General features: G+C 64.3%; 8 protein-coding genes. 3 read left to right on the forward strand and 5 right to left on the reverse strand.

Annotated features, from left to right (window positions below; all coding sequences use genetic code 11):
- Positions 1 to 429 precede the first annotated feature (429 nt).
- A complete protein-coding gene (locus CWO89_RS14890) occupies positions 430 to 1,599 on the reverse strand; it encodes a fumarylacetoacetate hydrolase family protein (RefSeq protein WP_130579549.1) in 1,170 nt (389 codons plus the stop codon).
- Between the two features lie 306 nt (positions 1,600 to 1,905).
- Between CWO89_RS14890 and ppk2 the strand changes: the two genes are divergently transcribed.
- Positions 1,906 to 2,826: a polyphosphate kinase 2 gene (gene ppk2, locus CWO89_RS14895; RefSeq protein ID WP_130579550.1), complete on the forward strand. Its 921-nt coding sequence runs from the start codon at positions 1,906 to 1,908 to the stop codon at positions 2,824 to 2,826.
- Between the two features lie 101 nt (positions 2,827 to 2,927).
- On the opposite strand, the gene CWO89_RS14900 is transcribed toward ppk2, so the two are convergent.
- The 4 genes from CWO89_RS14900 to CWO89_RS14915 all read right to left on the reverse strand — a co-directional run bounded on the left by CWO89_RS14900 (position 2,928) and on the right by CWO89_RS14915 (position 9,746).
- Positions 2,928 to 5,834: an autotransporter outer membrane beta-barrel domain-containing protein gene (locus tag CWO89_RS14900; protein ID WP_130579551.1), complete on the reverse strand. Its 2,907-nt coding sequence runs from the start codon at positions 5,832 to 5,834 to the stop codon at positions 2,928 to 2,930.
- Positions 5,835 to 6,012: 178 nt separating this feature from the next.
- Entirely contained in the window at positions 6,013 to 6,969 is a 957-nt protein-coding gene (locus CWO89_RS14905) for a DMT family transporter (RefSeq protein ID WP_394569556.1), read from the reverse strand.
- Positions 6,970 to 7,180: 211 nt separating this feature from the next.
- Complete coding sequence (locus CWO89_RS14910; RefSeq protein ID WP_130579553.1) at positions 7,181 to 8,020, reverse strand: aldo/keto reductase; 840 nt, start codon at positions 8,018 to 8,020, stop codon at positions 7,181 to 7,183.
- Between the two features lie 241 nt (positions 8,021 to 8,261).
- Entirely contained in the window at positions 8,262 to 9,746 is a 1,485-nt protein-coding gene (locus tag CWO89_RS14915; protein ID WP_165421156.1) for an aldehyde dehydrogenase family protein, read from the reverse strand.
- A gap of 119 nt (positions 9,747 to 9,865) precedes the next feature.
- Here CWO89_RS14915 and CWO89_RS14920 point away from each other — a divergent pair, with 119 nt between their 5' ends.
- On the forward strand, positions 9,866 to 10,951 hold the full coding sequence (locus CWO89_RS14920) for a substrate-binding domain-containing protein (protein WP_130579555.1): 1,086 nt from the start codon (positions 9,866 to 9,868) through the stop codon (positions 10,949 to 10,951).
- Positions 10,952 to 11,027: 76 nt separating this feature from the next.
- The gene (locus CWO89_RS14925) at positions 11,028 to 11,774 is read left to right on the forward strand and encodes a glutamine amidotransferase (RefSeq protein WP_130579556.1); all 747 of its coding nucleotides are present in this window, start codon (positions 11,028 to 11,030) and stop codon (positions 11,772 to 11,774) included.
- Positions 11,775 to 11,798: the final 24 nt, after the last annotated feature.

Here is an 11,798-nt window from a genome sequence, read left to right on the forward strand (position 1 = left end):
CACGCTCGTCAGTCGTGACACTCTCGTCCACCGCATCTCACCGCAACGTTCGTGACGATCGCGACCCGCCCCTCTCTTGGGTGAGACGCGCGGAGTTAAATCACTGATTTGCCCGACGGCGAAAGCGGAATGTTTTTTGCGCGAGGGCTGGACAGATTTTTGCTGATTTGCCCGTCGGGTTGTTATGTCGCACCCATTGCATCCACATCGTCATTGCGAGCCAACCGGGCGCGCGTTCGCGCGACCCGTTGGCTCGCAATGACGGGGCTGTCATTCCGGGGCGATGCGAAGCATCGAGCCCGGAATCCATCCAGCCGCAGAACACGTGGTGAAATGGATTCCGGGTTCGCGCTGCGCACGCCCCGGAATGACGGCGGAGTTTGAGGCTCGAGAAGTGGTGGGTTACGCTTCGCTAACCCACCCTACGGACTACGAACCACGGACTGCGAGGCTCTTCATCAATGCGGAGATACCAAACGTCCAGGGTTCGCATTCGTCGCTTGAGCGCATGCGGTTGACGAGCTTGCCGAGCTCGGGTGCTGCAATCGTGACGATGTCGTCGCGCTTGTGGGTAAAGCCCTGGCCCGGCGCATCGCGGTCTTTTACGGGCGCGAACATGGTGCCGAGGAAAAGCGCAAAGCCATCAGGATATTGATGGACCGGTCCGATGGTCTGCGCCACGAGGTCGGTCGGATCGCGGCTGATCTTGCTGATCGACGAGTGGCCTTCGAGGACGAAGCCGTCCAGTCCTTTCACGGTCAGGCCGACATCCATGTTGCGCACACGGTCGAGCGAGAAGCTGCGGTCGAACAGGCGGAGCAGCGGGCCGACGGCGCAGGAGGCGTTGTTGTCCTTGGCCTTGGAGAGCAGCAGCGCCGAGCGTCCCTCGAAATCGCGCAGGTTGACGTCGTTGCCAAGCGTGGCGCCGACGATGTTGCCGCGGCTCGAGATGACGAGCACGACCTCCGGCTCCGGATTGTTCCAGGTCGATTTCGGATGCAACCCGGCATCCATGCCGGTCCCGACCGAGGACAACACCGGTGCCTTGGTGAAGACCTCCGCGTCGGGGCCGATGCCGACCTCCAGGTACTGGCTCCAGGCCTGCTGCTCTATCAGCACCTGCTTCAGCCGCATCGCCTCCTCCGATCCGGGCTTGAGCTTGGAGAAATCGTCGCCGACCAGCCGCACCACCTCTTTGCGGATGGCCTCGGCGGAAGCGGGATTGCCGCGTGCCCGCTCCTCGATCACGCGCTCCAGCATCGAAATGGCGAAGGTGACGCCGGCGGCCTTCAACACCTGCAAATCGAGCGGCGCGAGCAGCCACGGCTTTTGCCGATCGCGGCGATCCGGCGGCGTGTTGGCCGCAATGCTGTCGAGCTCGCCGAGCGGCTCGCCCTTGATGGTGCGCAGCACGGCGGCCGGATCGCTCTCCTCGCACAATGCGCTGACGGTCGGAAAGCGCGCGGTCACATCGAACACACCGTCGCTGCGCACGGCGACCACGGCAGGTCCGTCACGCCGTGGCAACCAGACGCGCCCGACCAGCGTGCCGTTGGTGCCGTCCTCCGGCAGGATGTCTTTGGCAGTCAGCGTGATCATTAGGCTATCTCCCATCCTTTTCGTTTTTGGCCAGCAACAACGGCTGAGGCTCCCTCAGTCGCCGCTCCCACTCCGCCGTCATCGTCCGCGCAGGCGGACGATCCAGTAAACGCCAGCCTCTCGGCCAAGCCACAAGCGCCAGCGTTTACTGGATGCCCCGCCTTCGCGGGGCATGACGGGCAACAGCGGAGCTTCTTAGCACGCCTGCGACGCCAGTGTGAGACGCTCGTCATTCCGATGTCACACAAGCATCGTCAATTCCGGCACTCCACATCCCGACTGTGAGCAGCCGAGAGACAGCACTCCATGACCACATCCACTCCGATCGACGAAGCCGCCCTGCGCGAGCGCATCAACCAGGAAATCGCCGACAATCTCGACGAGGAACTCGAGCTCGAACTCGACGATATGCGGCTGGACGATCTCGACGACGCTGCACGGGCGGGCCTGCCTGTGCTCGATCGCAAACTCTATTTCCGGGAATTGCTACGGCTGCAGGGCGAGCTCGTGAAGCTGCAGGACTGGGTGCAGCACGAGAAGAAGAAGGTCGTGATCCTGTTCGAGGGCCGCGACTCCGCCGGCAAGGGCGGCGTGATCAAGCGCATCACCCAGCGCCTCAACCCGCGCATCTGCCGCGTCGCGGCGCTACCGGCACCAAGCGAGCGGGAGCGGACCCAATGGTACTTCCAGCGCTATGTCGCGCATCTGCCGGCCGGCGGCGAGATCGTGCTGTTCGACCGTAGCTGGTACAACCGCGCCGGCGTCGAGCGTGTGATGGGCTTCTGCACCGACGAGCAATACCAGGAATTCTTCAAGTCGGTGCCGGAGTTCGAGCGCATGCTGATCCGCTCCGGCACCATCCTGATCAAATACTGGTTCTCGATCACCGACGACGAGCAGCAATTCCGCTTCACGATGCGGATCCAGGATCCGCTGAAGCAGTGGAAGCTGAGCCCGATGGACGTCGAGGCGCGGTCGCGGTGGGAGCAGTACACCAAGGCCAAGGAGACGATGCTGGAGCACACCCACCTGCCCGACTCGCCGTGGTGGATCGTCGATGCCGTGGACAAGAAGCGCGCCCGGCTGAACTGCATCTCGCATCTGCTCAGCCAGATTCCGTATCAATCGGTGCAGCACATCGCGGTTGCGCTGCCGCCGCGCGTCCGCAATCCCGACTATCACCGCGGCCCGATCCCGCCGGAGATGTACGTTCCGGCAGCGTTCTGACGGAACGCGTTGTAGGGTGCGCAAAGCGCAGCGTGCCCACCTTTCTTGCACCGACCGTGGATGGTGGGCACGCTGCGCTTTGCCCACCCTACGCTTTCTGGCTACCAGGAAAAGCGCACCACGCCCTTGCCGGCGTAGGATTGGCTGATGCCGGAGAATTCGCCTTCGAAGGTTCCGGCCGCGGACCAGCCGTTCAGCCACTTCATCTCCAGCGATGCCGTGGTGAGCGCGGAATCATGCGCCTGCGCCGCGCCGTTGACGACGAAGGCTGCGCCCGGCAGCGTCTGGAACACGGCGCTCGCGGCACGGTCCGGGTTGAAGTCATGCGCCCAGGCGGCGCGGCCGCGCAGCGTCACTATTCCGTCCTCCACGGCGAAGGATTTGTCCGCGCGCAGGCCGAGCTCGGTGCGCGTGTCGGTGACGCTCTTGGCGGTGTAGTTCAGCGCAAAGGTGCTGGCTCCGGAGACCACGGCCTCGGCATAGTTCGGCAGGTCGAAGGTCGTCACCTGCGCCGCCGCATAGGGCGTGAGGCCCAGCCACGGCGTGGCGTAGCGATAACCGCCTTCGAGCCGGCCAGAATAGGTGTTGGCGTTGAACTCGGCGCGGAGGTGATCGACACCTGCGACGGTGACGAAGCGGTCCGTGGTGACGTCCTGCCAGCCATAGGCGAATGCGGCGGAGAGATAGGCCGGGCCCGTGGTGGTGCGCGCGAATGCGCCGGCCTGGAACAGGTCGGAGCGGCCCCAGCCCAGGCCGTTGACGCTGAAATTGGTGCCGCCGCCGGCAAGCGCAAAGCCCGCGAGCAGCGACGGCGAGACGCGATAGTCGAAACCGACAGCGGTGCCATAGACGCTGCTGCTCGCGTTGTTCGAGCCGAGCACGGCGTTGCCGTCCGTGGTCTGCGAACCGCCAAAGCCTGCAGCCCACACCCTCCAGCGCGGGTCGAAGCCCGGCGGCGCGGCGGGTGCCTTGCGATAGACGGCGGCGTAGGCATCGCGTTCGCGCTTGCTGCGCGCCATGCGGGTTGAGGCGTAGGCGTTGGCGCCGTCCATATCGGCGAAGGGCATTGCGCCCGCGCCGTCACTGAGGCCGCCGTTGCGGCCGGCGATGAACGGATCGGTCAGCAATCCCAGGAACAGGTTCATCGCGTTGAAGGTCGCCTGCTGCGATCCCGTCGCCACCTCGCCCGAGGCTTGCGTCAAGCCGGCCGGCGTCAGCGATGCGAACGGCAAGGGAATGCTGCCATTGGCATTGAAGAAGTTGGTCAGCGCGCCAGCGACGTTGTGCTGATTGATGTTGAGATTGGACCCGGCGCCGAAGTCGAGACCGAACGTCAGATAGACATTGGTCGCGTCATAGCTCAGCGCCGCCGTCAGGCCGCCCGGCAGGCCGGCCACATTGAGGCCGCCGAATGTCGTCCCGCCAAGGCCGCCATCCGCGGTCAGGATCGTATAGGGCCGCTTCGAAACCGAGCTGCCGGGCGAAAGGCTGGCGCCGACCGAACCGGCGAGCGTAGCCGTGCCGGTCACATGGGCGAAGGAGGACGTGGTGGAGCTGAGCTGCACCAGATAGAGCGCGCCGGACTGCAGTGCGAGATTGCCGGCAACGGTGGTGGAAGCACCCGGCACCGCATTGCCCGGCATGAACGCGCCGCCGCTCGCGATCGCGGTGTTGCCGACCGTGCCGACGCCCGAGAGCACGCCGCCGGCGCTGACCGCCACGCTGCCGTTGATGACGCCATCGACTGCGAGCGTGCCGCCGAGCACATTCCAGTCCTGCGCGCCGGTGCCAGTCACGGTCCATTTCGAGCTGTCGACCTTGTTGAAGGTCGAGAAGCCATCATACTGATTTCCCGGTCCGATCAGGCTGAGGTCGAACGTGCCGGTACCGGTGCCGCCGAGCTGGAAGGTGTCGCCGCCGTTGCCGAACACCAGGCCGTGGATGACGCTGCCCGGGCCGAGCGTCAGCACATTGGGGGTGCCGAAACCGCAGCCGCAGAACTCGATCGCAGCGAAACCGGTGGCGGCGTTGATGGTGCCCGAATTGAAGACGGAGCCGCCACCGTTGACCACGATGCCGACGGCGTCGCTACCGACATTGATGGTCCCGGTGTTGACGACCTGATTGCTGCCGGCAGACCCGGCAGTCGAGACTTCGATGCCGGCGGCCGGCGCGTTGTTTCCGACGGTGATCGTGCCCGCGTTTGTGACGGTGAGGGAATCGCCGACCGCGAAGATGCCTGTGGTGCTGTCGCCGCCGACGATGCTGCCTGTGTTGGTGATGGTGCCGGACGCGCCGAGGGAGAGCGGGAACGAGATAATGCCATAGCCCAACATGCCGACGTTGATCGTGCCGCTGTTGGTGATCTTCGTGTTGTCGCCGGCTGCGATGATAGCCATGCCGAAATCGTCTGATGTGATCGAGCCGGCGTTGCTGATCACCGCGTTGTTGCCCTGCACAGCAATGCCCGCGGCGTCGTGGCCGACCGTAATGCTGGCGCCCGCAGTGTTGGTGATGGTGTTGTTGTCGTTGATCGCGAAGATGCCGGCCGTGGGCGAAGAGGTGAAGCCTGTCGTGATCGTGCCGGCGTTGGTCACCGTGCTGTTGCCTGCGACGAAGATACCGTTGCCGAAGTTGCCGACCGTGATGGAGCCGGTCGCGGCGTTGGTGATCGTGTTGTTCTGGCCCGCGAAGATGCCGGTGCTTCCTGGTGCAGCGGAAAGCGTACCGTTATTGATGACGGTATTGGAGTCGTTGAGGCCGATCGCCGCTATGCCGTTGTCGCCAACGGTCGCTCCCGACTGCACGTTGACCGTGAGACTGTTGACGCCGGCGCCGGCTTCAAAACCGCTGGGGACGAGGCCGCTGCAGGTGACAGTCGCCCCGCTCGTTGCCGGATCGGGCACGCATTGCGCATGCGCCGCTACGGTCGACAGACACAGGCTAGCCAGGATCGCCGCCACGGCGGCCGTGTGCGCGCCGAGACCAGCAGGCAACCGAAACCACACGCCAACGCCCCCTCATTCCCCCGCACCTCGCGGCGCGTCCCTGGAACTCAGGTAGCATGCGGTTTCCCGGCGGGTGGCAAAAATCCGGCGGAAGGCGGCTGATCGCTCAGCTTTCGCGGCGCCACTGTGGCGCTGTCGCAACGATTGCGCGGCGATACGTCTCACTCCGCGCACGGAATCAGGCGTTCGGCGAGGGCTCGCCGGGCACGGTCAGGAGCTGCGAGCGACGGATTCGCTCGCGGTGGGCGGTGTAAAGGCCGGACGCGACGATGAAGGCAGCGCCGGTGATAGTCCAGACACCAGGCACCTCGCCGAAGATGAAGTAGCCGAGCAGACTGACCCAGAGCAATTGCGTGTAGGAGAACGGCGCCAGCACCGAGGCATCGGCATAGCGGAAAGCCAGCACCACGATCCACTGGCCGGCGGTCGAGGCCACACCGACCAGGATGCCGAGAAGAATGTCGTGCCAAGTGGGCGTGACCCAGGCGAACGGCACCATGACGGTCATGATCGCGAAGCCCGTGATCGCGGAATAGGTCATGGTGGTGATGGCTGCATCGCGGCCGCTGATCATGCGCGTCATGATCAAGGTCGAGGCCCAGCAGAACGCCGACAGCAGCGGGAAGAAGGCGGCGGCGTGGAACGCGCTGGTGCCGGGACGCAGGATGATGAGGACGCCGATGAGGCCGAGCGCCGTCGCGATCCAGCGCCGCAGGCCGACCTTCTCGCCCAGGAAAACGATCGACAGCGCCGTGACGAACAGCGGCGACACGAAGCCGGTGGCGGAGGCTTCCGCGATCGGAAGGAAGCCTAAGCCGGAGATGAAGAACAGCGACGAGCCGAGCAGCGTCGCGCCGCGGAGGAACTGCAAGCCGACCCGGCCGGTTCGCAGCGCAAACAGCGGCGAGCCCGGCAGCATCGCCGGCGACATGATCAGCGCGAACACCAAGAAGCGGATCCACGTGATCTCGATCGAGGGCAGCGTCGCCGACAGATATTTCGAGGTGACGTCGGACGTGCCGAGGAAAATCGTCGACAGCAGGATCAGCGCGATGCCTTTGAACGGCCGGTCGGCGCGCGCGGGAGCTTTGCGGGAGACGGATTTCTTCGCAGGCGAAGATTTCTTTACAGGCAATGGCAATGGTGCGCTGTCCAGCCTGGCGGCTGCGGCGGGGGGCGGTGTCACGGCAATCTCGGAGGCACAAATAAGCGAATCTGCGAGCCTCTAAAAAACGCCAAATGGCGGCGCGCGACAAGGTCCGAAAACAGGACGCCGATATGCGCGAATGTGCGCGGCAGCACGCCACGCGGTTGCAACACTTTGTTAAGAATCGTGTTCGCTATGACTAAAGCATCGGCAGGCTTCGTGGCTTGGCGCCACGCGGAAAAGCCCTGTCCAAAGCTTCGATCTCGCTGGCACTGAGCACGGGGTCGCCGGCCGCCGCGTTCTCGGCGGCGTGCTCCGCGCTCGATGCTTTGGGGATCGCAAACACGGAAGCCGCGCGCGTGAGGAAAGCCAGCGCGACCTGTCGCGGCGTGGCGTTGTGCGCCTCGGCGATCTTCTGCAGCACGTCGCCGCCTTTGCTCCGCGGCGAGGGAAAATCATTGTGGCCGAACGGCGAGTAGGCGACGACGGCGACGCCATGCTTCTCGCACCAGGGGATCACCGCGTGCTCGATCGCGCGCTCCTGCAAGTGATAGAGCACCTGGTTGCAGGCGATCCTGCCCTTATCAGAAACTTCGAGGATCTCGCCCAGATCATCGGCGTCGAAATTGCTGACGCCCCAGGACCGTATTTTTCCGGAGGCGACCAGTTCCTCGAACGCGGCGACAGTGTCTTCCAGCGGATAGGATCCGCGCCAGTGCAGGAGATAGCAGTCGAGGTGGTCGGTCTTCAGCCGCTTCAGCGAGCGCTCGCAGGCGGTGATGGTGCCGCGGCGCGAGGCGTTGCTGGGCAGCACTTTTGAAACCAGGAACAGTTCGTCGCGCCGGCCTTCGATCGCATCCGCGATCACCAGTTCGGCATCGCCATACATTTCCGCGGTGTCGATGTGGGTCATGCCGAGCTCGATGCCACGGCGTAGCGCCGCGACCGCCGCCTTGCGATCGCCGCGGTCGAGATACCAGGTGCCCTGCCCGATCACGGAGACGTCGGGGCCATGGTGGCCAAATTTTTTCGTGCGCATGATCGCCTCGCTCGTCGGGGAAACCAACCCTAGACGATTGGTGAGGCGATGTCGCGGCAATACACCCTGTCGTCCCGGGCTTGACCCGGGACCCATAACCCCAAATGCCTGTTGTCGCAAACGATGCCGGCCCAGCGGAGCGTAACCACAACCGCCTGTGGTTATGGGTCCCGGGTCAAGCCCGGGACGACAGCGGAGTTTGTGGCACGCACATCATATCACGGCGGAATCGCGCACGCCTTCAGACGTTGAGGTTCATCCAGACCGCCTTGGGCTCGGTGAAATTGTCGATCGCGGCGGTGCCGTGCTCGCGGCCGAGGCCGGAATCGCGCTCGCCGCCCCAGGGCAGCCGCACATCCGTGTAGCCATAGGTGTTGATCCACACCGTGCCGGCCCGCGCGCGCTTGGCAAAGCGCTGCACGCGGCCCATGTCGCTGCTCCAGACGCCGGCGGCAAGGCTGTAGGCGGTGCCGTTGGCGATCCTCAGCGCATCCGCCTCGTCCTTGAACTTGATCACGCTGACGACGGGACCGAAAATCTCCTCCTGCGAGATCCGCATCTCGTGCTTCACATTGGCGAACACGGCCGGGCTGATGAAATAGCCGCGATCGCCGACATGCTCGCCACCGGTCACCAGCAGCGCGCCTTCCTGCTTGCCGATGTCGACGTAATCGAGAATGGTCTTCATCTGCTTCTCGGAAATCACCGGTCCGAGCGTCGTGGCGCGGTCCTGGGGATCGCCGATGCGCAATGCGCTTGCGCGTGCGGCCAAGCGCTCGACCACCTCGTCATAGACGCTCTCCTGCACCAGCACGCGCGAGCCGGCCGAGCAGACCTGTCCGGCGTTGAAGAAGATGCCGGCGGCCGCAGCCTTCGCGGCGGCATCGAGATTCGCGTCCTCGAAGATGACGTTGGCCGACTTGCCGCCGAGCTCCAGCGACACGCGTTTGAAATTGCCGGCGGCGCCGCGCATGATTCCGCGCCCCACACCGGGCGAGCCGGTGAACGTGACCTTGTCGACGTCAGGGTGATTGACCAGCGCCTCGCCGGCGATGCGGCCCGGCCCGGTGACGATGTTGAGCACGCCGCGCGGCAGGCCGGCTTCGAGCGCGAGCTCGCCGATCCGCAGCGCCGATAGCGAGGTCAGCTCGGCCGGCTTCATGACGATTGTGCAGCCGCACGCCAGCGCCGGCGCGAGCTTCCACATGCCGATCATCAGCGGAAAATTCCAGGGCACGATCGCCGCGACCACGCCAACCGGCTCGCGGACCGTGTAGGTCAGCGCATCGTCGCGGGTGCTCACCACGTCGCCGCCGATCTTGTCGGCCCATCCGGCGTAATAGGTCAGCGTATCGATCGCCGCCGGAAAATCCTGCCGCAGCACCGCCGCGATCGGCTTGCCGGCATCGAGGCTCTCGAGCTCGATGATCTCGTCGGCATGCTGCTTCAAGAGCTCGGCCCATTTCAAGAGGATGTGGCCGCGTTCGGCGGCGCGCATGGTCCGCCATGGTCCCTCAAAGGCACGGCGCGCGGCGGCAACAGCGCGGTCGACGTCGGCGGCACCGCCTTCCGCGATCGTCGCGATCACTTCCTCGGTCGCGGGATTGAGGGACTTGAATGTGCGTCCGGAGATGGCCGGGACGCGGGCGCCGTCGATCAGCAGCAGCTCGTCCCTGGCAGCGGAACGGCCGAAGGCCTCCCGCGCATCGTCATATGCAATTGACATCATATTTCCTCCTGTCTGGTATACCAAACCTAAGAGGAGATATCCCGCAGTAAATATGATATTTTCTGCCTATGGCTGACGATAATATGAATTTCACTTCATATTGAGAAGATAGGTCGATGCTGCACATCGAGATCGAAACCATCTGGCGATTTCACCGCGAAGGCAGCCCGCAGACGGCTGTGGTGATCCTCGGCATCCTCAACGAGATCCGCAAAACCGGGAAAATCTCGAGCGCAGCCATCGATGCGCATCTCTCCTATCGCCACGTCTGGAACCTGATCGACCAATGGTCGGAGTTCTTCGGCGTGCCGCTGGTGGAGACCCAGCGCGGCAAGGGCTCGCGGCTGACGCCGTTCGGCGAGAAGCTGGTCTGGGCCGGCGAGCGCATGCAGGCTCGCCTCGGCCCGCAGCTCGAAAACCTCGCGCAGGAACTGGTCACGGAGATCAAACCGTTCCTGCACCAGCGTCCATCGGTGATCCGCGTTCATGCCAGCCACGGCTTTGCCGTCTCCAAGCTGCGCGAATTCCTCGACCGCGAGCCCGGCATGGGCGTCGACCTCCGCTATGTCAGCAACCAGAACTCGCTAGTGTCGCTGGCGCAGGGCGCCTGCGACCTCTCCGGCGTGCATCTGCCGCGCGGCGAATTGCGCGCGCAAGGCATCCAGGCGTGCCGCGACTGGCTCGATCCGCGCGAGGACCGCGTGATCAGTTTCGTCACACGCGAAATGGGCCTCATGGTCAAGCGCGGCAATCCGCTGAAGATCAGCTCACTGAAGGATCTGGTCGATCGCAAGGCGCGCTTCGTCAACCGCGATCACGATTCAGGCACCCGGCAGCTTTTCGATCAGCTCTTGGCGCTGCACCGGATTCCCGAGAGCAAGATCAACGGCGCGCAGCAGATGGAATTCACCCATGCCGCCGTTGCTGCCTATGTCGCCAGCGGCATGGCGGATGCGAGCTTCGGCGTCGAAGCGGCCGCCCGCCAATTCGGGCTCGATTTCATCCGGCTGCTCACGGAAGATTATTTCTTCGTCTGCAAGAAGGCGTTCCTCGAGACCGAGCCGATGCGGCGCGTGCTCGAGATCATGAAGAGCGGCGACTTCCATAAAGCCATCGACGCCCTTCCCGGCTACGTCGCCTCCGAAACCGGCAAGGTCAGCGGCGTGAAGGATTTCCTGGAACGGATGCACTCCGATCGCTAAGCTGCCGCCGTCGCTAGACACCTTTGGCAGAGATACGTTATATTTGTTAAGATATAACGAATGCTCGGATTTCCGGATGTTTCGACAGCGCCGTTCAGCCATCGCCATACGCCATGTGGCTTTCGAGGATTTGGGGCTCCTTGCCCCGATCATGGAGCGCGAAGGCTGGAGCGTGTCGTTCTGCGACGCTGCGGTCGACGACCTCTCCGATCGATCGATCAGGAATGCCGAGCTTTTGATCGTGCTGGGCGGGCCGATCGGGGTTTACGAGGCCGACAACTACCCGTTCCTGAATGCCGAAATTGCGCTGCTTGAGCACCGGCTGCAACAGGACCTGCCGACGCTTGGGATCTGCCTCGGTGCCCAGCTCATGGCACGCGCGCTCGGCAGCCGCGTGTTCGCCGGCCCTGCCAAGGAGATCGGCTGGGGAACGATCGATCTCACGCCGGAAGGCGCCTCGTCCTGCCTGCGCCGCCTCGGGAAAGATCCGACCGTGCTGCACTGGCACGGCGACACTTTCGATCTTCCGCAGCAAGCCTTAAGGCTCGCTTCAAACGCCAATTACGAGAACCAGGCCTTCGCCTATCGGCAGAACGCGCTCGCGCTCCAGTTCCATCTCGAGGCCGATCCGCGCCAGTTGGAAGAGTGGTATGTCGGCCACGCGGCCGAATTGTCGGCGGCGAAGATATCGATCTCTGACCTCAGGGCAACAACGCTGAAGCTTTCGAAGACCGTCGCCGCGCAAGCCGAGCAGGTCTTTACCGAATGGCTTCACGGCATCCCGCTAGCCGGCACCGCGCTTCAATCCGGCGCGCACGCGTAAAGCGCGGCGCCCGCGCTCCTTGCC

The sequence above is a fragment of the Bradyrhizobium sp. Leo170 genome (assembly GCF_004296405.1).
Classification (GTDB): Bacteria; Pseudomonadota; Alphaproteobacteria; order Rhizobiales; family Xanthobacteraceae; genus Bradyrhizobium.

Bases quoted from the DNA above. Each gene is read 5' to 3' on its own strand.
- CWO89_RS14890 (WP_130579549.1), bottom strand. From the start codon at position 1,599: ATGATCACGCTGACTGCCAAAGACATCCTGCCGGAGGACGGCACCAAC.
- ppk2 (WP_130579550.1), top strand. From the start codon at position 1,906: ATGACCACATCCACTCCGATCGACGAAGCCGCCCTGCGCGAGCGCATC.
- CWO89_RS14915 (WP_165421156.1), bottom strand. From the start codon at position 9,746: ATGTCAATTGCATATGACGATGCGCGGGAGGCCTTCGGCCGTTCCGCT.
- CWO89_RS14910 (WP_130579553.1), bottom strand. From the start codon at position 8,020: ATGCGCACGAAAAAATTTGGCCACCATGGCCCCGACGTCTCCGTGATC.
- CWO89_RS14920 (WP_130579555.1), top strand. From the start codon at position 9,866: ATGCTGCACATCGAGATCGAAACCATCTGGCGATTTCACCGCGAAGGC.
- CWO89_RS14925 (WP_130579556.1), top strand. From the start codon at position 11,028: ATGTTTCGACAGCGCCGTTCAGCCATCGCCATACGCCATGTGGCTTTC.